20 protein-coding genes are annotated in these 21,185 nt (G+C 64.2%); 10 read left to right on the forward strand and 10 right to left on the reverse strand.

Going from position 1 to position 21,185, the window contains the following annotated elements:
- Positions 1-3 precede the first annotated feature (3 nt).
- Entirely contained in the window at positions 4-1,320 is a 1,317-nt protein-coding gene (locus RIN61_RS08805) for a bifunctional DedA family/phosphatase PAP2 family protein (protein WP_112253630.1), read from the forward strand.
- 116 nt (positions 1,321-1,436) lie between these two features.
- On the opposite strand, the gene RIN61_RS08810 is transcribed toward RIN61_RS08805, so the two are convergent.
- The 3 genes from RIN61_RS08810 to RIN61_RS08820 are packed head-to-tail and all read right to left on the reverse strand — an operon-like array spanning position 1,437 to position 3,112.
- On the reverse strand, positions 1,437-2,027 hold the full coding sequence (locus tag RIN61_RS08810) for an LON peptidase substrate-binding domain-containing protein (protein ID WP_112253631.1): 591 nt from the start codon (positions 2,025-2,027) through the stop codon (positions 1,437-1,439).
- Positions 2,028-2,036: 9 nt separating this feature from the next.
- Complete coding sequence (locus RIN61_RS08815) at positions 2,037-2,753, reverse strand: LrgB family protein (RefSeq protein ID WP_313856761.1); 717 nt, start codon at positions 2,751-2,753, stop codon at positions 2,037-2,039.
- A complete protein-coding gene (locus tag RIN61_RS08820) occupies positions 2,750-3,112 on the reverse strand; it encodes a CidA/LrgA family protein (RefSeq protein WP_046613232.1) in 363 nt (120 codons plus the stop codon). The genes RIN61_RS08815 and RIN61_RS08820 overlap by 4 nt, the downstream gene beginning before the upstream one ends.
- 143 nt (positions 3,113-3,255) lie before the next feature.
- Here RIN61_RS08820 and RIN61_RS08825 point away from each other — a divergent pair, with 143 nt between their 5' ends.
- The 9 genes from RIN61_RS08825 to RIN61_RS08865 all read left to right on the forward strand — a co-directional run bounded on the left by RIN61_RS08825 (position 3,256) and on the right by RIN61_RS08865 (position 14,644).
- Positions 3,256-3,711: a MaoC family dehydratase gene (locus tag RIN61_RS08825; protein ID WP_112253632.1), complete on the forward strand. Its 456-nt coding sequence runs from the start codon at positions 3,256-3,258 to the stop codon at positions 3,709-3,711.
- Positions 3,712-3,958: 247 nt separating this feature from the next.
- A complete protein-coding gene (prmA, locus tag RIN61_RS08830) occupies positions 3,959-4,837 on the forward strand; it encodes a 50S ribosomal protein L11 methyltransferase (RefSeq protein ID WP_313856764.1) in 879 nt (292 codons plus the stop codon).
- A gap of 42 nt (positions 4,838-4,879) precedes the next feature.
- The gene (locus RIN61_RS08835) at positions 4,880-6,250 is read left to right on the forward strand and encodes a DUF3426 domain-containing protein (protein ID WP_313856766.1); all 1,371 of its coding nucleotides are present in this window, start codon (positions 4,880-4,882) and stop codon (positions 6,248-6,250) included.
- Positions 6,251-6,504: 254 nt separating this feature from the next.
- Positions 6,505-7,518, forward strand: a complete 1,014-nt coding sequence (gene dusB / locus RIN61_RS08840; RefSeq protein ID WP_046613238.1) for a tRNA dihydrouridine synthase DusB — start codon at positions 6,505-6,507, stop codon at positions 7,516-7,518.
- Entirely contained in the window at positions 7,515-7,835 is a 321-nt protein-coding gene (gene fis / locus RIN61_RS08845; RefSeq protein WP_019099786.1) for a DNA-binding transcriptional regulator Fis, read from the forward strand. The genes dusB and fis overlap by 4 nt, the downstream gene beginning before the upstream one ends.
- A gap of 81 nt (positions 7,836-7,916) precedes the next feature.
- Positions 7,917-9,524, forward strand: a complete 1,608-nt coding sequence (gene purH, locus RIN61_RS08850; RefSeq protein ID WP_063911866.1) for a bifunctional phosphoribosylaminoimidazolecarboxamide formyltransferase/IMP cyclohydrolase — start codon at positions 7,917-7,919, stop codon at positions 9,522-9,524.
- Positions 9,525-9,659: 135 nt separating this feature from the next.
- On the forward strand, positions 9,660-10,955 hold the full coding sequence (purD, locus tag RIN61_RS08855) for a phosphoribosylamine--glycine ligase (protein ID WP_075046492.1): 1,296 nt from the start codon (positions 9,660-9,662) through the stop codon (positions 10,953-10,955).
- 143 nt (positions 10,956-11,098) lie between these two features.
- Positions 11,099-13,870 (forward strand): hybrid sensor histidine kinase/response regulator, encoded by a 2,772-nt coding sequence (locus tag RIN61_RS08860; RefSeq protein WP_112253635.1) that lies wholly within the window; start codon positions 11,099-11,101, stop codon positions 13,868-13,870.
- A 177-nt stretch (positions 13,871-14,047) separates the two neighbouring features.
- Positions 14,048-14,644, forward strand: a complete 597-nt coding sequence (locus RIN61_RS08865) for a MarC family protein (RefSeq protein ID WP_112253636.1) — start codon at positions 14,048-14,050, stop codon at positions 14,642-14,644.
- Here the strand turns inward: RIN61_RS08865 and RIN61_RS08870 are convergent.
- The 7 genes from RIN61_RS08870 to cobG form a co-directional block, all read right to left on the reverse strand.
- Positions 14,641-15,264 carry a hypothetical protein gene (locus RIN61_RS08870; RefSeq protein ID WP_112253637.1) on the reverse strand — a complete coding sequence of 208 codons (624 nt, stop codon included), beginning with the start codon at positions 15,262-15,264 and terminating at the stop codon, positions 14,641-14,643. The two genes, RIN61_RS08865 and RIN61_RS08870, sit on opposite strands and share 4 nt — an antisense overlap.
- Complete coding sequence (locus tag RIN61_RS08875; protein ID WP_243432187.1) at positions 15,257-15,949, reverse strand: hypothetical protein; 693 nt, start codon at positions 15,947-15,949, stop codon at positions 15,257-15,259. The genes RIN61_RS08870 and RIN61_RS08875 overlap by 8 nt, the downstream gene beginning before the upstream one ends.
- 58 nt (positions 15,950-16,007) lie before the next feature.
- On the reverse strand, positions 16,008-16,691 hold the full coding sequence (locus RIN61_RS08880) for a hypothetical protein (protein WP_112253638.1): 684 nt from the start codon (positions 16,689-16,691) through the stop codon (positions 16,008-16,010).
- Between the two features lie 93 nt (positions 16,692-16,784).
- Complete coding sequence (cobJ, locus tag RIN61_RS08885) at positions 16,785-18,482, reverse strand: precorrin-3B C(17)-methyltransferase (protein ID WP_207877201.1); 1,698 nt, start codon at positions 18,480-18,482, stop codon at positions 16,785-16,787.
- Positions 18,470-19,204 (reverse strand): precorrin-2 C(20)-methyltransferase, encoded by a 735-nt coding sequence (locus RIN61_RS08890; RefSeq protein ID WP_016712210.1) that lies wholly within the window; start codon positions 19,202-19,204, stop codon positions 18,470-18,472. The genes cobJ and RIN61_RS08890 overlap by 13 nt, the downstream gene beginning before the upstream one ends.
- Positions 19,201-19,827 (reverse strand): precorrin-8X methylmutase, encoded by a 627-nt coding sequence (locus tag RIN61_RS08895; RefSeq protein ID WP_003257545.1) that lies wholly within the window; start codon positions 19,825-19,827, stop codon positions 19,201-19,203. The genes RIN61_RS08890 and RIN61_RS08895 overlap by 4 nt, the downstream gene beginning before the upstream one ends.
- Positions 19,820-21,151 carry a precorrin-3B synthase gene (cobG, locus tag RIN61_RS08900; protein WP_181457391.1) on the reverse strand — a complete coding sequence of 444 codons (1,332 nt, stop codon included), beginning with the start codon at positions 21,149-21,151 and terminating at the stop codon, positions 19,820-19,822. The genes RIN61_RS08895 and cobG overlap by 8 nt, the downstream gene beginning before the upstream one ends.
- Positions 21,152-21,185: the final 34 nt, after the last annotated feature.

The following is a 21,185-nucleotide window of genomic DNA, read 5'->3' on the forward strand; positions in this document are numbered from 1 at the left end:
ACCATGGGCCAATGGCTCGACAGCCTGACTGGCTGGCTCAGCGCCAACCCGCAGTGGCTTGGCCTGGCAATATTCCTGGTGGCCTGCATCGAATGCCTGGCCATTGCCGGCATCATCGTGCCAGGCACCGTACTACTGTTCGCGGTAGCGGTACTGGCCGGCAGCGGCACCTTCAGCCTGGGCGAAACCCTCCTGCTGGGCTTTCTCGGCGGCCTGGTTGGCGATGCCTTGTCGTACACGGTGGGCAAGTACTTCCATCAGAACATTCGCCGCCTGCCCCTGCTGCGCCACCATCCGGAATGGATAGGCAGCGCCGAGGCCTACTTCCAGCGCTACGGCATCGCCAGCCTGCTGGTAGGGCGTTTCATCGGGCCGTTGCGGCCGATGCTGCCGATGGTCGCCGGCATGTTTGACATGCCGCTGCCGCGCTTCATCGCCGTCAGCCTGGTGGCCGGTGCCGGCTGGGCGGTGGCTTATTTGCTGCCCGGCTGGGCTACCGGCGCAGCCATGCGCCTACCCTTGCCGGAAGGCTTCTGGCTGGACGCCGGGATCATCGCCGGCACCCTGGCAGTCATCATCGGGCTGAGCCTGAACACCAGCATTCGCGATCAACGCCACGGCACCCGGCTGATCGCCGGCATGAGTTTCCTTGCCTTGGCCGGGGTATTCCTCGGCTGGCCCTACCTGCACGAGTTCGACCAGGGCGTGATGACACTGGTGCAGGAGCACCGCAGCCAGGCCATCGACGGCGCCGTGGTGCTGGTGACCCGGCTGGGCGACTTCCGCACCCAGTTATTCCTAGGCGGCCTGCTGACAGGCCTGCTGCTGCTTGCCCGGCAGTGGCGGCATGCGATGTTCGCCGCGGGCACGCTGATGGGTACGGCATTTGCCAATGGCACGCTGAAATGGCTGTTCGCGCGGGCCCGCCCGGAAGTGCTGAGTGACCCGCTGACCAGCTACAGCATGCCCAGCGGACACAGCTCGGCGTCGTTTGCGTTCTTCCTGGTAATGGCGGTGCTGGCCGGGCGCGGGCAGCCGCCGCGGATGCGCCTGACCTGGGTAATGCTGGGCTGCATTCCGGCGCTGGCGATTGCCCTGTCACGGGTGTATCTGGGCGCGCACTGGCCGACTGATATCCTCGCCGGGGCCTTGCTGGCATGCTGTGTGTGCGCGCTCAGCCTGGCACTGGCGCAGCGTCACCAGACCCTGCCGGCATTGCCACTGCGGGTGTGGTGGCTGGTGTTGCCGGCATGTGTCGCATTGCTGGCTTTCTTTGCCATGCATGCGCTGCCGCAGGCTTTGCTGCGGTATCAGTATTGATATGGCCTCTTCGCGGGTAAACCCGCTCCCAGAGATAGCGCCGTTCTCAGGCTTGATGCAGTACCTGTGGGAGCGGGTTTACCCGCGAAGAGGCCGGTACTGGCAACACATCACTATCAGGCAAACAGCTCTCCCTGAATCCTCTCCAGCAGCTTCTGGATCTCGCCCAACCGCTCCTGTGGCGAGTCGAGGCTGAGCAGATCCAGCTTGTCCTCTTCCATGAACGGCAGCAGATACGCCAGCTGGTTGGCCAACGCCTGGCGCCCGCCCACCGGGCGCGGCATGTCCAGGGCTTCGACCATCGGGTGCTCGCCCAGGGCCACCAGCAACGCCAGCAGGTCTTCGTCCACCTCGAGCAACGGGCTGTCCACCTGCTCCGGCAACCATTGCACCTGCCCTACCAGCAACTGATCCTTCTGCACCTCGGTGCTGTCCAGATTGAAGCGTCGCACACCTTCCACGCGGATACCCAGCAAGCCGTTATCCTGCTGCACGAAGTCACGGATCACTGCCTCGCAGCCGATCGAGGCGACCACTGGCGGCGCCTTGCCAACCTGCTCGCCTTCCAGGATGCATACCACGCCAAAACCTTCGCCCCGCTTCATGCAGCGCCCGATCATGTCCAGGTAGCGCGCCTCGAAAATCTGCAAATCGAGGAAACAACCAGGAAACAGCACGGTATTGAGGGGAAACAGCGGTAGCGTCATCACAAGTCCTCAAGCCACCAGGCTGACCGCCAGCGGCAGGAACACCGCCGTGGCCACCCCCATCAGGCTCATCGCCAGCGCGGCAAAGGCGCCGCATTCGTCACTTTCCTGCAGGGCCACCGAAGTGCCCACCGCGTGTGCCGTTACGCCCAGCGACATGCCGCGCGCCTCGGGGCTATGCACGCCAAAACGGCTCAGCAGCGCCGGGCCGAAGATTGCTCCGATCACCCCGGTAATCAACACGAACACCGCAGCCAGGGCCGCCACGCCGCCAATCTGCTCGGCCACCAGCATGGCGATCGGCGAGGTCACCGACTTCGGCGCCATGGTCATGAGGATCATGTGCTCGGCACCGAACCACCAGACCAGCAACAGGCAGCACAGCGTGGCGAACAGGCCTCCGACTACCAGCGTAGTAAATGTGGGCCAGAACAGCTGCCGGATACGCCGCAGGTTGAGGTAGAGCGGCACGGCCAGGGCCACGGTGGCAGGCCCCAGCAAGATGTTCATGATTTCGGTGCTCTTGCGGTATTCGCTGTAGTCGATGCCACACACCAGCAACACGCCGATCACCAGCAGCATCGACACCAGTACCGGCTGCAGGAAGATCCAGCGGGTCTTCTCGTAGGCCGCCAGTACCACCTGGTAGGCCCCAAGCGTGATGCCAATACCGAACAACGGATGATGAACGACCGCATCCAGTGCGCCTTGCCAGTCGAGCATCATGGCTGCTCCTCGCGTCGGCCCTGGCGGTGGATGAGCTTTTGCATCAATACGCCGACGAACACCAGGGTGACAAGGCAGGAGATCAGCAAGGCACCGGCAATGGCCCAGAAGTCGGCGGCAATATCCTTGGCATACACCATTACCCCCACCGCCGGCGGCACCAGCAACAGCGGCAGGTAACGCAGCAGGCTGCTGGCGGCCTCGTTCAGCGGCTTGCCCACCTCTCCACGGGCCATGAGGAAGAACAACAGCAGCAACAGGCCGATGATCGGCCCCGGCAGAAACGGCACCAACAGGTGGTTGATCGCCGTCCCCAGCAGCTGGAACAGCACCAGCCAGGTCAAACCACGCAACAGCATAAGCATCTCCCTCGAGCATGGCCGTCATTATAAGCACGTGCCGCCACATACCGATATTCGTCGAAAAGCGCGCAACTTGACTGATACGGTTCGTCGTGCTGATCTTGCACTTTCGTGCCAACTTACAACTCGGAGAGTCCGCGATGCCCCATGTACCGGTTACAGAGCTTTCGCAGTACGTTGGTAAGGAACTGGGCCACTCGGCCTGGCTGAAGATCGACCAGCAGCGCATCAACCTGTTCGCCGAAGCCACGGGCGACTTCCAGTTCATCCATGTCGACCCGGAAAAGGCGGCGAAAACCCCGTTCGGCAGCACGATCGCCCACGGTTTCCTGACGTTGTCGCTGATTCCCAAGCTGATCGAGGACATCCTGGTCCTTCCCGAAGGGCTGAAGATGGTGGTGAACTATGGCCTGGACAGCGTACGGTTCATCCAGCCGGTCAAGGTCGACAGCCAGGTGCGGCTGAAGGTGGACCTGGCCGAGGTGACGGAAAAAAGGCCGGGGCAGTGGTTGCTCAAGGCGATTGCCACGCTGGAGATCGATGGGGAAGAGAAGCCTGCTTATATAGCTGAGTCGCTTTCCCTCTGCTTTATCTGAAGCACCCCATTCTGTGGGAGCGGGCATGCCCGCGAAGCAGGCACCGCGGTGGATGGCACGGGCTTCGCCCGTGTTCGCGGGCGCGCCCGCTCCCACAGGGTTCATGCCAGGATTTCAATGTTGCGCTAGGCAGTAGCCCTCACAGGGTCTGCGCCAGGCCTCCTCTACAAACCCACCGCACTCGCGTAAACTGCCAGCCTTCGCGCAGCCTTGGGCTGCCCCTGTCGATTTACCAAAGGTGCCCGCCATGCCCTGGCTGCAAGTACGCCTGGCCATCAGCCCGGAACAAGCCGAAACCTACGAAGACGCCCTGCTCGAAGTGGGTGCCGTCTCGGTCACGTTCATGGATGCCGAGGATCAACCGATCTTCGAACCAGACCTCAACACCACTCCGCTGTGGTCGCATACCCACCTGCTGGCCCTGTTCGAGGCCGATGCCGACCCTGAGCAGGTATTCGCCCACCTGCGCCTGCTGACCGGCGCCGAGCTGCCCGAGCACCAGGCCGAGGTGATCGAGGACCAGGACTGGGAACGTAGCTGGATGGACAACTTCCAGCCGATGCGCTTCGGCCGCCGCCTGTGGATCGTGCCCAGCTGGCACGAGGCCCCGGAACAGGACGCGGTGAACCTGCTGCTCGACCCGGGCCTGGCGTTCGGTACCGGCACGCACCCCACCACTGCCCTGTGCCTGGAATGGCTCGACGGCCAGCAGCTCGAAGGCACCCAGGTGCTGGACTTCGGCTGCGGCTCGGGCATCCTGGCCATCGCCGCGCTGCTGCTGGGCGCCCGTGAGGCGGTCGGTACCGACATCGACGTGCAGGCGATCGAGGCTTCGCGCGACAACGCCCAGCGCAACGGCATCGCCGACGAGAAGCTGGCGCTGTACCTGCCCGAGAACATGCCGGCCATGCAGGCCGATGTATTGGTCGCCAACATCCTCGCCGGCCCGCTGGTGTCGCTGGCACCGCAACTGTCCGGCCTGGTCCGCCCAGGTGGCCTGCTGGCACTGTCGGGTATCCTCGCCGAGCAAGGTGAGGAAGTTGCCACCGCGTATGCCGCCGACTTCGAGCTGGACCCGATCGTCGTGCGCGACGGCTGGGTGCGCATCAGTGGTCGCCGCCGCTAAGCGGGCCTAGAATACTTTTCTGCATAGCTCCCGGATCGCCGCATGACCGACAGTTTCGTCACCCAGTGCCCGCATTGCCAGACCAGCTTTCGCGTCACCCATCACCAGTTGAGCGTGGCCCGCGGCGTAGTGCGCTGCGGCCACTGCCTGCAGGTGTTCAACGCCGCCAGGCAGCTGCTGGAGCAGAACCGCGCCAGCGGAGCCAGCGCCCCTGCGGTGTCGGCGCCGATGCCAGCTGCCCCTGCCGAGCCGCCGGTCGAGGCGATCGAACCGGCGATCGAACCCGAGCCTGTCGCCAGCGCGCCGGGCATCACCCCGGACGAGGACTGGGCGCTTACCTCCCAGGCGCTGGAGGCGCTCGACCTCGACATGGAGCTGGAGCGCCTGGAACGCCGCGGCCAACCGGCCACGGCTCGCCCGGCAAGCCAGGATGACGGCCTGCAGGCGCGGCGTGACGAACTGCACCCGGACGAACATGCCGACGACCTGTTCGGTACGGCTACCGATGAGCCGTTCGAACCGCAACCGGAAATTGAACCCGCGCCCGTGCTGCGGGAGCCGGAGCCCCTGGAGCTGAATCTGCAACCCGCCCCTGGCGAGCGGACCGAGCCGACATTAAGCGGCAATCTGGACCTGGACATCGACGACGAGCCACCGGTCCACCCTGCCGCCGAAATCGATGATCACCCCGAATTCGACGACCCGCTGAGAGCCAGCGATGATGAAGCCCCCATACTGGGCCTGAGCGCCCGCGATGACGAGCCGCTGGAGCTGCGCCTGTCAGCGCGCGATGACGAGCCTGTCGAGCCGCTACCCGGCGAACGCCTGGAGCCAGGCCTTGCCGGCAAAGCCGAGCGGCCGGCGCGCAAGGAGCCGCTGGTCGATGTGGTCGACGACCCGCTGCAGCTGGGCTGGGAAAAGCCCGCACCCAACTGGGGCAAGCGCCTGTTGTGGGGCTTCCTGACCCTGCTGGCCGCTGGCTTGCTGGCGTTCCAGTACGTGTGGTTCCATTTCGACGAAATGGCCCGCCAGGACCAATATCGGCCGCTTTTCCAGCAAGTCTGCCCATTGGTCGGCTGCGAGGTGCCGACCCGCGTCGATATCGCCCGAATCAAGAGCAGCAACCTGGTGGTCCGCAGCCACCCGGACTTCAAGGGCGCGCTGATCGTCGATGCGATCATCTACAACCGCGCACCGTTCGCCCAGCCTTTCCCGCTGCTGGAGCTGCGCTTCGCCGATCTCAATGGCCAGCTGATCGCCAGCCGGCGCTTCAAGCCCAGCGAGTACCTGTCGGGCGAACTGGCCGGGCGTGGCGAAATGCCCAGCCAGACCCCAATCCATATCGCCCTGGACATCCTCGACCCAGGGCCGAAGGCAGTGAACTACAGCCTGAGCTTCCGCTCGCCGGAATAGCCACCGACCCTGTGGGAGCGGGCGTGCCCGCGAACACGGGCGAAGCCCGTGCCACCCATTGCGCCGCCTGCTTCGCGGGCACGCCCGCTCCCACAGGGGCCGCGCAAGGTCCTGGGGCCTCGTCCGTACCAAAAGTCATAAGCCGACAACTGTTCAGATTTTATCCAAATCCATCTTTATCCGGTCATCGAGAGCGGGTATCATGCCAACCCTTTTTCGAACTCCAAGATTCGGCCCCACAACAGGGATCACCTATGTCGGCGGTACGCATCGGCCCATACACACTACGTAACAACCTGATCCTCGCGCCCATGGCCGGGGTCACGGACCAGCCTTTCCGTACGCTTTGTCAGCGCCTGGGCGCCGGCATGGTGGTGTCGGAAATGGTCTCCAGCGACATGAGCCTGTGGAACAGCCGCAAGTCGAGCCTGCGCCGCATCCATGAAGGTGATCCCGAGCCCCGCTCGGTGCAGATCGCCGGCGGTGATGCGCAGATGATGGCAGCGGCGGCAAAGGCCAACGTCGAAGCGGGTGCCCAGATCATTGATATCAACATGGGCTGCCCGGCAAAAAAAGTCTGCAACAAAGCCGCAGGCTCTGCTTTATTGAGAGATGAAGCCTTGGTCAGCGAGATTCTCCACGCCGTGGTCGGCGCCGTGGACGTTCCGGTGACCCTGAAGATCCGCACCGGTTGGGACCGGGCGAACAAGAACGGCCTGAACGTGGCGAGGATCGCCGAGCAGGCCGGCATCCAGGCGCTGGCGGTGCATGGCCGCACACGCGCCGACCTGTACACCGGCGAAGCCGAATACGACACCATCGCTGCGATCAAGCAGGCGGTGTCGATCCCGGTTTTCGCCAACGGCGATATCACCTCGCCAGAAAAGGCCCGGGCGGTGCTGGACGCCACCGGGGTCGATGGCCTGTTGATCGGCCGTGCCGCCCAGGGGCGGCCATGGATCTTTCGCGAGATCGAGCATTACCTGCGCACTGGCGAACACCTGCCAGCGCCGCAGCTGGACGAAGTGGAACGCATCCTGCTGGAGCACCTGGCCGCGCTGCATGCCTTCTATGGCGATGTGATGGGCGTACGTATCGCCCGCAAGCACGTTGGCTGGTACCTGGCAACACGACCCGGCGGCAAGGAGTTTCGCTCCCGGTTCAACGCTTTGGAAGACACACAAGCGCAGTGCGCCAACGTTCGCGCGTTTTTCAGCGAACGTCGACAGAGCCTTGAGACAGAGGACGGACAAGGGGTGGCCGCATGACGATGATGACCGAGACATTTGTGAGTGGAACAACGCCCGTGAGCGACAACGCCAACCTGAAACAGCACCTCAACACGCCGAGCGAAGAGGGCCAGACCCTTCGCGACAGCGTCGAGAAGGCGCTGCACAACTACTTCGCCCACCTGGAAGGCGCGACCGTGACGGACGTGTACAACCTGGTGCTCTCCGAAGTCGAGGCGCCCCTGCTCGAATGCGTGATGAACTACGTGAAGGGCAACCAGACCAAGGCCAGCGAGATGCTCGGGCTGAACCGAGGTACCCTGCGCAAGAAGCTCAAGCAGTACGACTTGTTGTAAGCCAGAATCCCAACCAGAAAAGGCGGCTCCCTGAACAGAGGCGCCTTTTTTGCTGACTCCACCGCGTTATTGGAACCCGAAATGACCGACCAGACTACCCGCCTGCCAGTCCGCCGCGCCCTGATCAGCGTCTCCGACAAGACCGGTATCCTCGAATTCGCCCGTGAGCTGCAGCAGCTCGGTGTCGAGATCCTGTCCACCGGCGGCACCTACAAGCTGCTCAAGGACAACGGCGTCAACGCGGTGGAAGTGGCCGACTACACCGGCTTCGCCGAAATGATGGATGGCCGGGTCAAGACCCTGCACCCGAAAATCCACGGTGGCATCCTCGGCCGTCGCGGCACCGACGATGCCATCATGAACGAGCACGGCATCAAGCCGATCGACCTGGTAGCGGTCAACCTGTACCCGTTCGAAGCGACCATTTCCAAGCCTGGCTGTGACCTGCCGACCGCCATCGAGAACATCGACATCGGCGGCCCGACCATGGTCCGTTCGGCTGCCAAGAACCACAAGGACGTGGCCATCGTGGTCAACGCCAGCGACTACGCCGGCATCGTCGAAGGCCTCAAGGCCGGTGGCCTGACCTACGCCCAGCGCTTCGACCTGATGCTCAAGGCGTTCGAACACACCGCTGCCTACGACGGCATGATCGCCAACTACATGGGCACCATCGACCAGGCCAAAGAAACCCTGAGCACCGAAGGCCGCAGCGAGTTCCCGCGCACCTTCAACAGCCAGTTCGTCAAGGCCCAGGAAATGCGCTACGGCGAGAACCCGCACCAGAGCGCGGCGTTCTACGTAGAAGCGAAGAAAGGCGAGGCCAGCGTTTCCACCGCCATCCAGTTGCAGGGCAAGGAACTGTCGTTCAACAACGTTGCCGACACCGACGCCGCACTGGAGTGCGTGAAGAGCTTCGTCAAGCCGGCCTGCGTCATCGTCAAGCACGCCAACCCATGCGGCGTGGCCGTGGTACCTGAGGACGAAGGCGGCATTCGCAAGGCCTACGACCTGGCCTACGCCACCGACACCGAGTCGGCGTTCGGCGGCATCATCGCCTTCAACCGCGAACTGGACGGCGAAACCGCCAAGGCCATCGTCGACCGCCAGTTCGTCGAAGTGATCATCGCCCCGAAAATCTCCCAGGCCGCGCGCGACGTGGTTGCCGCCAAGCAGAACGTACGCCTGCTGGAGTGCGGCGAGTGGCCAGCCGAGCGCGCAGCCGGTTGGGACTTCAAGCGTGTCAACGGTGGCCTGCTGGTCCAAAGCCGCGATATCGGCATGATCACTGCCGATGACCTGAAGATCGTCACCAAGCGTGCGCCGACCGAGCAAGAGATCCACGACCTGGTGTTTGCCTGGAAAGTGGCCAAGTTCGTCAAGTCCAACGCCATTGTCTACGCCAAGCAGCGCCAGACCATCGGCGTCGGCGCCGGCCAGATGAGCCGCGTCAACTCCGCGCGCATTGCTGCAATCAAGGCCGAGCATGCCGGCCTGCAAGTGCAGGGCGCAGTCATGGCGTCGGATGCGTTCTTCCCGTTCCGTGATGGCATCGACAATGCGGCTAAAGTAGGTATCAGCGCCGTGATCCAGCCGGGTGGTTCGATGCGTGATGCTGAAGTCATCGCCGCTGCCGACGAGGCAGGTATCGCGATGGTCTTCACCGGCATGCGCCACTTCCGCCACTAATCAAGATGGCCGGCCGACCCTCGGCCCCTGTGGGAGCGGGTTCACCCGCGAATGCGATGCTGGGTTCACCGCCGTATTCGCGGGTGAACCCGCTCCCACAGGGTACGAGGTCTGCCGCCAAACAGAGGTTTTGACATGAAAGTTTTGATCATCGGCAGCGGCGGCCGTGAGCACGCCCTGGCCTGGAAAGTCGCCCAGGACCCACGCGTCGAGAAAGTCTTCGTTGCACCGGGCAACGCCGGCACCGCCATTGAAGCCAAGTGCGAAAACGTTGCCATCGACGTTTGCGCCCTGGAGCAACTGGCTGACTTCGCCGAGAAGAACGTCGACCTGACCATCGTCGGCCCGGAAGCACCCCTGGTCATCGGCGTGGTCGACCTGTTCCGCAGCCGCGGCCTGGACTGCTTCGGTCCGACCAAGGGCGCGGCCCAGCTGGAAGGCTCCAAGGCGTTCACCAAGGACTTCCTGGCGCGTCACAAGATCCCGACCGCCGACTACCAGAACTTCACCGAAATCGAGCCGGCGCTGGCCTACCTGCAGGAAAAAGGCGCGCCGATCGTGATCAAGGCCGACGGCCTGGCCGCGGGCAAGGGCGTGATCGTCGCCATGACCCTGGAAGAAGCCGAAGCCGCCGTGCGTGACATGCTGGCCGGCAACGCCTTCGGCGATGCGGGCTCCCGCGTGGTCATCGAGGAGTTCCTCGACGGCGAGGAAGCCAGCTTCATCGTCATGGTCGACGGCCAGAACGTGCTGCCCATGGCCACCAGCCAGGACCACAAGCGCGTCGGCGACCAGGATACCGGCCCGAACACCGGCGGCATGGGTGCCTACTCCCCTGCCCCGGTAGTCACCGCCGAAGTGCACCAGCGCGTGATGGACCAGGTGATCTGGCCGACCGTGCGCGGCATGGCCGAGGAAGGCAACGTCTATACCGGCTTCCTCTACGCCGGCCTGATGATCGACAAGGCGGGCAACCCCAAGGTCATCGAGTTCAACTGCCGCTTCGGCGACCCGGAGACCCAGCCGGTCATGCTGCGCCTGGAATCGAGCCTGGTGCTGCTGGTCGAAGCAGCCTTCGCCAAGGCACTGGACAAGGTCGAAGCACAGTGGGACCCGCGCCCGAGCCTGGGCGTTGTGCTGGCTGCCGGCGGTTACCCGGGCGACTACGCCAAGGGTGACGTGATCAACGGCCTGGACGCTGCCGCGAAGATTGAAGGCAAGGTGTTCCATGCCGGTACCGCACTCAAGGATGGCAAGGTGACCACCAACGGTGGGCGTGTGCTGTGTGCCACCGCCATGGGCAGCACTGTTGCCGACGCGCAGCAGCAGGCTTACCGCCTGGCCAAGGAAGTAAGCTGGAACGGCAGCTTCTACCGCACCGACATCGGCTACCGGGCCATCGCCCGCGAACGCGGTGAGCACCAGCAGTAAGTGGTACCGGACTGCCGCAGCGCGCCCAGCACCTTGCGCCTGCGGCATCCGGCTCGTCGACAGGGCCCCGAGGGGCCTTGCCTTCGACTTGGCGCGCCGCGCATAGTTAATACCCGGCACCTTGGCTAAGAAGGGATTTCGTAGTGCGTCGGCTTCGGATTGCCTCAGCTCTGATCGTCAGCTTGCTGACCTTGCTCTGCATGTTCCCGGCTGCGGCCGAACATGACGGAGGCTGGGCCGTTCTGCTCGACGAACAGGCCAACCTGCAACTGAGCGATGTGCGTTCCGAGCGTTACCGCAACCAGTTCAGCCCGCTGGTACTTGCCGAACTGGATGCCGCACCTGCGGAACAGGCCCTGTGGCTGCACTACCGCCTGGAGCCCGGCGAGCAGGAACAACTGCTGCGGGTTTTCGCCCCAGACCTTTCCGGCCTGGACCTCTACGCCCTCGAGGGCGACCAGCTTCTGCGTCAGCTGCACCATGGGCGCCAGGCCGGCAATGCCAGCCCGACCCTGCGCGGCAGCGACCATGTATTGCCCCTGCCCAACAGCAAGCAACCCCTGGATATCTACCTGCGCCTGGTTTCCGAACACCAGCTACGCCCGGCCATCAGCCTGGAGCCTGCGGCCGTGGCAGCCTCCGACCAGCGCCAGCCACTGCTGTTCGGCATGCTGTTCGGCGGGCTGGTGATGCTGATCCTGCACAACCTGATCCGCTTCCTCTACAGCCGCTCCAACACCACCCTGATACTGGCGCTGTACCATGGCCTGATGCTGCTCAGCGGCCTGATCCTGCTGAACCTCAGCGGCCCCTGGTGGCACGTGTGGCATAGCGCGCAAACACCCGCCGCATACCTGACGCTGGTCCTGGCCGGCCTGGCCGGGCTGTGTTTCACCCAGCATTTCTTCTCGCCATGCAACTCGCCACGGCTCAACCGCCTGCTGCAGGGCGAGATGCTGGTGGCCGGGGTGAGCGGATTGGTGCTGCTGTTCGTCGACACCCTGCCGCTCAACCTGATGACCTACGCCCTGATGGCCCTGGGCAGCGTGAGCATGCTGCTGGTCAGCAGCTACCACTGGTACAAGGGCTATGCGCCAGCACGCCTGTTCAGCCTGGCCATGGTGGTGTTCAACCTCGGTGGCCTGGTGCTGCTGCCGGCGCTGCTGGGCCTGACTCGTACCTCGACACCCTGGCTGCTGTGCATCCTGCTGGGCCTGACCGTGGCCAGCGGCCTGCTGCTCAACCTGGCAGTCAGCGAACGCCTGCGACGCATGAGCGAGGAGCGCTTCAGCGCCAGCCGCGCCCTGGCCGCCAGCGATGCCGAGATCAACGCCAAGGCCGAGTTCCTGGCCAAGATCAGTCACGAAATCCGCACCCCCATGAACGGTGTTCTGGGCATGACCGAGCTGCTGCTGGGCACGCCGCTGTCGGTCAAGCAGCGCGACTACGTGCAGACCATTCACAGCGCCGGCAACGAACTGCTCACGCTGATCAACGAGATTCTCGACATTTCCAAGCTGGAATCCCGGCAAATCGAACTGGATGACGTGCAGTTCGACCTCAACGCCCTGATCGAGGATTGCCTGAACATCTTCCGCGCCAAGGCCGAACAACAGAACATCGAACTGATCAGCTTCACCCAGCCGCAGGTACCACGGGTGATCAGCGGCGACCCGACGCGCCTGCGCCAGGCCTTGTCGAGCCTGCTGGAGAATGCCCTGAAAAACACCAGCCAGGGCGAGATCCTGCTGGTAGTGGCATTGGACCAGCGCGGCGAGGTACCGCGCCTGCGCATCGCCGTTCAGGACAGCGGCGAACCGTTGCCTGCCGCTGACCGCGAAGCCCTGCTGCAGGCCGAGTTGCACAGCCATCACTTCCTCTCCAGCAACAAGCTGGGCGGCCACCTGGGGCTGGTCATCGCCAAGCAGTTGATCGGCCTGATGCAGGGTGAGTTCGGCATCAAGAGCAGCACCGGCATGGGCAACACCCTGTGGCTGACCCTGCCACTGGACCCTTCGCGCCTGGAACAGCCACCGGCAGACCTCGACAGCCCGCTGCGCGATGCCCGCGTGCTGGTGGTGGACGACAACGACACCTGCCGCAAGGTGCTGGTACAGCAGTGCAGCGCCTGGGGCATGAACGTCAGCGCAGTCCCGTCGGGCAAGGAAGCCCTGGCCCTGCTGCGCACCAAGGCTCATCTGCGCGACTACTTCGATGCCGTGCTGCTGGACCAGAACATGCCAGGCATGACCGGCATGCAGCTGGCCGCCAAGATCAAGGAAGACCCGAGCCTGAACCACGACATCCTGGTAGTGATGCTCACTGGCATCAGCAATGCGCCGAGCAAGGTCATAGCGCGCAACGCCGGGGTCAAGCGGATCCTCGCCAAGCCGGTGGCCGGCTACACGCTGAAAACCACCCTGGCCGAAGAGCTGGCCCAACGCGGCCGCGAGCAAGCCGTACCGCCCAGTTTGCCCGGCAGCCCCCAGGCACTGGACCTGCCCGGCGACTTCCGCGTGCTGGTCGCCGAGGACAACAGCATTTCGACCAAGGTGATCCGCGGCATGCTCGGCAAGCTCAACCTCGAGCCCGACACTGCCAGCAATGGGGAAGAGGCCTTGCAGGCGATGAAGGCGCAGCACTATGACCTGGTGCTGATGGACTGCGAAATGCCGATACTGGACGGATTCTCGGCCACCCAGCAGCTACGCGCCTGGGAAGCCGCCAACCAGCGCCAGCGCACCCCAGTGGTGGCGCTGACCGCGCACATACTTGCTGAACACAAGGAACGCGCCCGCCTGGCGGGCATGGACGGGCACATGGCCAAGCCTGTGGAATTGTCACAGTTGCGAGAGCTGATCCAGTACTGGGCCAATCAGCGGGAAGCCAAGGTGGATCCGGTGCATAGTTCCTGATCTCAGGCGCCTGTGCCGTCCTCTTCGCGGGTAAACCCGCTCCCACAGGGATAGCATTGCCTTCAGGCCTTGTGCAGTACCTGTGGGAGCGGGTTCACCCGCGAAGAGGCCGGCACAGGCTATTAACAGAATCTGCTGATAAACTCTGCCCAGCCATAACTGCCTGGACCAGCCCCCATGCTCCATGAGTTGTTCAGCGTCTACCTGAAAATGCTCGTGCTCTACAGCCCGTTCTTCGTGCTGTCGTGCTTCATCAGCCTGACCCGCGGCCACTCCAGCAAAGAGCGCAAGCAGCTGGCATGGAAGGTGGCTATTGCCGCGCTCGTCGCCAGTGTCCTGCTGTACCTGTTCGGGCGGGCGATCTTCGGCATCTTCGGCATCACCGCCGACGCTTTCCGCATCGGCGCGGGCAGCGTGCTGTTCATTTCGGCACTGGGCATGGCTCAAGGCAAGTCCGCAGTACAGGCCGACAACGTGCAGCAGGACGTCACCATCGTACCGCTGACCATCCCGCTCACCGTTGGCCCCGGCACCATCGGTGCACTGCTGGTAATGGGCGTCGGCCACCCGCATTGGGACGACAAGCTGTTGGCCATCATCAGCATAGCCCTGGCCAGCTTCACCGTCGGCCTGGTGCTGTACCTGTCACACCGTATCGAGCGCATCCTAGGCGACCAGGGCCTGCAGATCGTCAGCCGCCTGATGGGGCTGTTCGTCTGCGCCCTGGCGGCGCAGATCATCTTCACCGGAATCAAGGGCTACCTGACCTCCTAGAGGGCGTAATCCAGAACACGCTGCATGGACACCTGCACCACCCGGTCCTGCACCTTGGGCAAGAAGCTGTGCTCGAAAGCCAGCAGGTTGAAACGTATCAACTCCGCACGCACGTTCCGGTAGCTGCGCTTGTGGCTGATGAAGCCCGCGCCGAAGGCCGAGCGCGTGTCGGTCTCATGGTAAAGCACCATATCCACACGATTGGCACCGGCCGGCGCACACGGCAACAACTGGAAGTGCTGGCGTTCATAGGCGCGCCGCTCAAGCTCCTGCAGAACCGACGGGTTGGCCAGCAGCTTCTGCATGGAGATGCCAATGGCCGAGGCAAAATGTTCGCCGGCGGTTACCGCAATGGTTTCCAGTACCTGATCGGCCTGCCGGGCGCGGCGCTGGTCGGGCCAATGAAGCTGCTCGGCAGACACGGCGTCCCAGCCCATGTACTTGAGCTGGTTGCGGTAATAGGCAAACCAGTCCTTGACCAGCCCTTCCCTGCACGCCGTCTCGGTCGCGCGCTCGGCCATCGCCAGGGCCAGTTTCACCTTGGTTTTCTGCGCTGCGGAAATACCCGGCAGGAACGAGACAATTCCTGCACCGATCACGGCAGACGTGGCGTCACTCATGATGTGCTCCTGTTGCTGGCGCATGAGGATCGAATCGGTAGTCACCCTGGGCATCCTTCAGTTTCATCAATGCCTGCAGTTCGTCACGCTGGTGTTGGAAGCGCCCGTTATCCAGCAACATAGAAACTGCATTGAACTCGGCTTCCCCCTGAAGCAATTGTTCGCTTAGCAATCCATCCAGCGAGACGCCCGACATCGGCTTGTCGATTTGCAAGGTAATGCTGCAAAGCTCGAGGGCCGGTCCTGGCTTGAGCAGGCCAAGCTCGATCACCAACTGCGAACGCTGCGCCTGGTCCTGCGCGCTGAATTTCAGCAAATGGCAACAACCTGCTGCTGATCGTTCCAGGCCCGCCTTTACCGCGGCCAGCACGGCCTCGTGGCGGATCGAGCGTATTTTCAGCCACGCCTCAAGTGGCTGAGCCTGCGCGCTACGCGCGGGTTGCCCCAACTGTTTGAGATCATGCGTGCTGGCCAGCTTGATCCAGCCCAGTTGGCGGTATGCATCTCGGTAGGCGGCGTACCAGCCTTCGTAGTTTTCAAAGCGTGACCCAGCGTTCTTGTTGGCCAACAACTGCGCGTAAAGTATCGAGTCGAAGGCGGCCTGACGTTGAATCGGGCCGGTTCCCGCGGGATACAGCAACGCCGTTCCGCCAATCAACATCAGTTGTTCAACTTTTTTATCCATTGCGTTGCCTCGTCACAAGGAGTCGAAAAGGCGGCGTTGCGCCAACGCCGCCTTGCACTCAGATGTCGTACTGGAGAACGTTCTCGACGCTGCGCACGCCGAGTTTGTTTTCCACGGTTTCGCGGATTTTGTCGTAGACGAAGGTATTGAGCGTGAGCACCGCCGTACCGGCGTAATACTGCGTCTTGTCCAGCTTCCATTGGATGCCCAGCAAATCGTCATCCAGTTTCGGAGCGCCGGCCTGAATGCAGCTCACCACCATCACCACATCGTTGTTTGCGGTTTCGATGCACGCGGCCAGCCCGACCATGCCCCTGGCCTTGTTCTTGCGCTTGTGGTCGAGCACCTTGGCGTCGTTCTTGACGGTGCTCAGTTTGTCGAAAGCGCTCTTCGCCAGGTCAGCCAGCACCGTGCCACCCAGCATGGCATTGCCGGCAGCCCCTATCGCACGGATAGCGACGGCGCCTACGGTGACAGACAGCTCGGCCGAAGTTTCCAGCTCGAAGCTGCGACGCGGGATGGTAAAGCCGAGATCACGCATGACATCGACGAATTTGTCGTACCACTGCCTGCTCTGTTTTTCGGCGTCAAAGGCTTTGTCGGCCACCAGCGTGGCAAAGTGGAAGGCATTTTTCACATCGTGACGGTTTTGCGCAGACATGCCAGCGCCGCAGGCGAGCAGGTTGCCTTCGACCAGGATGGCGGAGTCGTTGGTGGTGGTGCCTTGGGTTGCTTCGGACATCTGGAAACTCCTTGGTGGTTGCCCCATGAATCAGGGGCAGCCACCTTAGCCAGCGCGGGCGATACGCAACGCGCTGAAGGGTTTCCGACGTATTCAGGAGGCCGAGGGATACCAACGTGGCGTGTAGGCCCACACTCCACCCGACAGGCGAGGAAACACGCAGGTTGTCGAGGAGCCCACCAGCACCATGGTGCGCATGTCGACCATTTCCGGCAGCAGCTCGGCCAATGTGACGACATTCAGCGTCTGCCCCGGCCTACCGATATCTCGGCCAAGGACTACAGGCGTGTTCCCCTCGCGGTGCCGACGCACGACCTCCAGCGCCACCCCAAGCTGGTGTGGCCTGGCCTTGGAAATCGGGTTGTAGAACGCCAGCACCAGGTCGGCCTGGGCCGCCAGGTCCAGGCGCTTTTCAATGATCGACCAAGGCTTGAGGTTGTCCGACAGCGACATCACGCAGAAGTCATGCCCCAGCGGCGCGCCTGCCTGCGCGGCCGTCGCGAGCGAAGCCGACACCCCCGGCAGTATCTCGAGATCGACGCGATGCCAAGCGGGGTCGCTCGACTCGTGCAACGCTTCGAGCACCGCAGCAGCCATGGCGAACACGCCTGGGTCGCCAGACGAAACCACCACCACCGAACGCCCTTGGGCCGCCAGTTCGAAAGCGTGCCGGGCACGCTGCATCTCTTCACGGTTATCGGTGCAGTGCAGCACCTGGTCGTCACGGAACGGACCGGCCATGCGCACGTAGGTTTCGTAACCGAGCACATCCTCGGCCCGCGCCAGTTCGGCCTTGACCGCCGGCACCATCAGCTCGGCTGCACCCGGCCCCAGGCCAATGACCGCCAGGCGACCCCGACGACGGCCAACCTGCATCACCTCGACCGGGGCAGGCGCCACCGCGATGACTATATCTGCCACCTCGATCAGTTGCGCAGCGGGCAATGCCGCAGCAACCATGCCCGCCACATCATGCATCTTGCCGGCAAAGCGCAAGGGGACACCCAGGGCCTGTGCCGCTTCGTGCAGGGCGCCATCGGCCATGGCTTGCTCGTCGGCCAGCAGGCAGGCCACTGCGGGCTCGGCGATGCCGGCCTGCTGCAATGCCGCACGGATACTGGCCAGGCTGCCGCCGGCAACACCCACTACCACCGAACGCGGGTGGATCAGCAGCTCGTCGCGACTGGCCGGGCGGGCCTGGTGCCCCACATGGATGGTACGCCGGGCAGCCTCGCTGGCAGGCAACTGCGCCTGCTGCAGCCACGGCGCGTCACCTTCGATGCGCACCGCCTCGCCAGCCAGCAGGTCGGAGACGAAGCGCTTGCCTTGTTCGATATCCCCCAACGCATAGCCTTGCGGCGGGTTCAGCAGACAGGTGCCGAAACGCAGCTCGCCGCTGGTGGTGATCGCCGCAGCAACACCCAATGCTTCAGCGATCTGGCGCGCGATCACGTTCACACCGCCAAGGCCACCGAGCAACGGCACCACGGCACTGCCGTCTTCGGCCACGGCCAGTACCGGCGGCTCGACACCTTTCTCGCTGAGCAGGCTGGCCAGGCTACGGATGACGATACCCGCCGCGCACAGGGCGATGATCGGTGTGTTCTGCTGGTACAGCTCGCGCAGGGTATCGCCGAACGCGGTGTAGCAAAGGTCGGCACCCTCGACCCGGCCTTCCAGCCCATGGATCGATGCCTGTGGATAACACTGCTGGATACGCTGCGCCGTGGCCAGGCTGCCCTGGCCAAGAATGACGATCGCCGGTGCCTGGTGCATGTTCAGCCCTGCCATTTTTCACCCGGTACGATGATCAGCGAGAAGTACGGTGACGACTGTGGGTCGACCTGGTCCAGCGGCACAATCTTCTGGTTGGCCATGGTCGCCCGCTCCACATACAGCGCGCGCCCGTCCAGGCCCAGTTCCGCCAGCACTTCGCGCACCTTGGGGAAGTTGCGGCCAAGTTTCATGATCACCGCCGCGTCGGCGTCGGCCAGGCGACGCTTGAGCTCTTCGGCCGGCAACACGCCAGACAGCACCGACAGGCTCTGGTTGCGGTATACCAACGGCGCGCCCAGTACCGAGGCGCCACCGAGCATCGAGCAGACGCCCGGGATCACTTCGGCCTCGTAGCGCTGCGCCAGTCGGTCGTGCAGGTACATGTAGGAACCGTAAAAGAACGGGTCGCCTTCGCAGATAACCGCCACGTCGCGGCCGGCATCCAGGTGCTCGGCTACCTGCACACTGGCCTCGTCGTAGAAGTCGCTGATTACCTGCTCATAGGACAGCGGCGCCGGCAGCGCTTCGGTGGTTACCGGGTAGACCAGCGGCAGCAAGGTCTGCTCGGGCTGCAGGTGCGCCTCGATGATGCCGAAGGCGTTACCGCGCTTGCCCTTGGCCACGAAGTAGCCAACCACGGGCGCTTCACGCAGCAGGCGCAGGGCCTTGAGGGTAATCAGTTCAGGGTCGCCAGGGCCTACGCCCAGGCCGAGCAGACGTCCACGCGGCGCCATCATTCCACCTCCGTGGCCAGGGCGTTGACCGCGGCGGCGGCCATCGCGCTGCCGCCCAGGCGGCCCTGCATGATCACGAACGGCACGCCACGGCTGTCGGCGGCGAGCATCGCCTTGGACTCGGCGGCACCGACGAAACCGACCGGGAAGCCGAGGATCAACGCCGGCTTGGGGGCGCCGGCGTCGAGCATTTCCAGCAGGTAGAACAGTGCGGTAGGCGCGTTGCCGATCACCACCACACTGCCTTCCAGATGCGGTCGCCACAGCTCCAGGGCCACGGCGGAACGGGTGTTGCCGGCGTCTTTCGCCAGGCCCGGTACGCTCGGGTCGCGCAGGGTGCAGATGACCTTGTTGTCGGCGGGCAGGCGGGCGCGGGTGATGCCTTCGGCGACCATGTGCGCGTCGCACAGGATCGGCGCGCCGTTCAGCAACGCCTCGCGCCCGGCCCGGCCGGCACCTTCGGAGAACTGCAGGCCGTCGATGGCGTCAACCATGCCACAGGCGTGGATCACGCGCACGGCGAGCTTTTCGAGGTCTGCGGGGATCCGCTCGAGTCGGGCTTCTTCGCGGATGATCCGGAAGGAGTTGCGATAGATCTCCTGACCATCGCGGATGTAGTCAATCATCAAGGTGCTCCGTCGGCAGGTCGAGCATGGCGCCTGCTTCATTCAAGGTAAGGTCGGTGGCGCGCAGGGCGCCGAAGCCCGGCTGGCGTGCATCACGCAGGTACAGGTCGTAACGGCCCGGCGCGCGGGCCAGCAGGGTGGCCGGGGCAACATGGGCCACGGCGCAGGATCGGGGGCAACCGGACAAGTGCACGCTGCCGGGCAAGCCAGGGCCGAGCAGTGCCGCCAGGGTGACGGCGTCGGCCTTGGTCTCGCCCAGGGCCTTGGCACAGCCACTGGCGCCGGTACAGGCGCTTATGCGTGCCAGCGGCTCATGGTCGTGGCACAGCAGGCCCAAGGCGGACAGCTCGGCCTGGGCGTGGTCGATGTGTTGCGCTTGCAGGTTGGTCAGCACCAGGCTTTGCCAGGGGCTCAGGCGAAGGCTGCCATCGCCATGTTCACGGGCAACGCGCGCAGCGCCACGCAGCATGGCCGGGGTCAGGCGGCCCTGCGGCGGGGCAACGCCCAAGGCGAGGCCCTGCGCCTGCGGCAGAACGCCCAGCCACGAGACGCTGCGCGGTTCACGTCGCCATGCGAGCACGCCGGCATCGCGGCGGATGGCCAGGCCGAGTCCGTCGATGAAATCGGTTACGGAACACACCTCGAGCAACTGGCGCATGCGCGACTGTGCCGGGGTCGCCAGGTCGAGGAAGCGCTCCAGCACCGCACGCACCAGGGCAAGGCCTTGTTCCGCCGGCACCGCGCCGAGCACCTTGCCGTCTGCCGGGCAACCCGCCAGGCCAAACGCCAGCCAGGTCTGCTGCTCCAGGCGCAGGGCCGACAGCCACAGGTCATGGGGGTGTTCGAGCATGGCCAGGTTTTCGCCGGCATCCAGCTGCACGGCGAACTTGGCCGACAATTGGTGAAAACGCGGGGTGCCTTCCAGCAGGTCGAGGATCTGCCCAGCCAGCGGCCGAGCGTCCAGCCGCATCGCCGGGTCATGCCCGGCCAGCGGGCTCAGCATCAGGTTGCGCACATCGTCCCCGGCGGAATCACGTGGGCCAAGGCCAGCAGCGAGCAGTGTCTCGACCAGGCTGCGATGCTCGCTGCCGATGCCGCGAATCTGCAGGTTGCCGCGGTTGGTGGCTTCGATCACGCCACCGGCGAAACGCTCGGCAGCCGCCGCCACCGCATCGGCCTGGTCGGCCAGCAGCAGGCCGCCCGGCAGCTTGATGCGGCAGATGCCGCCATCACGGGCACTGACGATGCGCCACAACCCCGGGCAGGCCGAGGGACGGGGCGATACATGAGGGGCATTGGCCTGGGTCAATGGGGCGTCCGGCAATCTGTGAAAATGCGCTTGAGTGTAGAAGGCGCGG

It is taken from the genome of Pseudomonas inefficax (assembly GCF_032164165.1).
Taxonomy (GTDB): Bacteria; Pseudomonadota; Gammaproteobacteria; order Pseudomonadales; family Pseudomonadaceae; genus Aquipseudomonas; species Aquipseudomonas inefficax.

What these genes read in the sequence shown, in the direction of transcription:
- RIN61_RS08805 (WP_112253630.1), top strand. Translation starts at nt 4, where the DNA reads ATGGGCCAATGGCTCGACAGCCTGACTGGCTGGCTCAGCGCCAACCCG.
- RIN61_RS08810 (WP_112253631.1), bottom strand. Translation starts at nt 2,027, where the DNA reads ATGACGCTACCGCTGTTTCCCCTCAATACCGTGCTGTTTCCTGGTTGT.
- RIN61_RS08815 (WP_313856761.1), bottom strand. Translation starts at nt 2,753, where the DNA reads ATGATGCTCGACTGGCAAGGCGCACTGGATGCGGTCGTTCATCATCCG.
- RIN61_RS08820 (WP_046613232.1), bottom strand. Translation starts at nt 3,112, where the DNA reads ATGCTGTTGCGTGGTTTGACCTGGCTGGTGCTGTTCCAGCTGCTGGGG.
- RIN61_RS08825 (WP_112253632.1), top strand. Translation starts at nt 3,256, where the DNA reads ATGCCCCATGTACCGGTTACAGAGCTTTCGCAGTACGTTGGTAAGGAA.
- prmA (WP_313856764.1), top strand. Translation starts at nt 3,959, where the DNA reads ATGCCCTGGCTGCAAGTACGCCTGGCCATCAGCCCGGAACAAGCCGAA.
- RIN61_RS08835 (WP_313856766.1), top strand. Translation starts at nt 4,880, where the DNA reads ATGACCGACAGTTTCGTCACCCAGTGCCCGCATTGCCAGACCAGCTTT.
- dusB (WP_046613238.1), top strand. Translation starts at nt 6,505, where the DNA reads ATGTCGGCGGTACGCATCGGCCCATACACACTACGTAACAACCTGATC.
- fis (WP_019099786.1), top strand. Translation starts at nt 7,515, where the DNA reads ATGACGATGATGACCGAGACATTTGTGAGTGGAACAACGCCCGTGAGC.
- purH (WP_063911866.1), top strand. Translation starts at nt 7,917, where the DNA reads ATGACCGACCAGACTACCCGCCTGCCAGTCCGCCGCGCCCTGATCAGC.
- purD (WP_075046492.1), top strand. Translation starts at nt 9,660, where the DNA reads ATGAAAGTTTTGATCATCGGCAGCGGCGGCCGTGAGCACGCCCTGGCC.
- RIN61_RS08865 (WP_112253636.1), top strand. Translation starts at nt 14,048, where the DNA reads ATGCTCCATGAGTTGTTCAGCGTCTACCTGAAAATGCTCGTGCTCTAC.
- RIN61_RS08870 (WP_112253637.1), bottom strand. Translation starts at nt 15,264, where the DNA reads ATGAGTGACGCCACGTCTGCCGTGATCGGTGCAGGAATTGTCTCGTTC.
- RIN61_RS08875 (WP_243432187.1), bottom strand. Translation starts at nt 15,949, where the DNA reads ATGGATAAAAAAGTTGAACAACTGATGTTGATTGGCGGAACGGCGTTG.
- RIN61_RS08880 (WP_112253638.1), bottom strand. Translation starts at nt 16,691, where the DNA reads ATGTCCGAAGCAACCCAAGGCACCACCACCAACGACTCCGCCATCCTG.
- cobJ (WP_207877201.1), bottom strand. Translation starts at nt 18,482, where the DNA reads ATGGCAGGGCTGAACATGCACCAGGCACCGGCGATCGTCATTCTTGGC.
- RIN61_RS08890 (WP_016712210.1), bottom strand. Translation starts at nt 19,204, where the DNA reads ATGATGGCGCCGCGTGGACGTCTGCTCGGCCTGGGCGTAGGCCCTGGC.
- RIN61_RS08895 (WP_003257545.1), bottom strand. Translation starts at nt 19,827, where the DNA reads ATGATTGACTACATCCGCGATGGTCAGGAGATCTATCGCAACTCCTTC.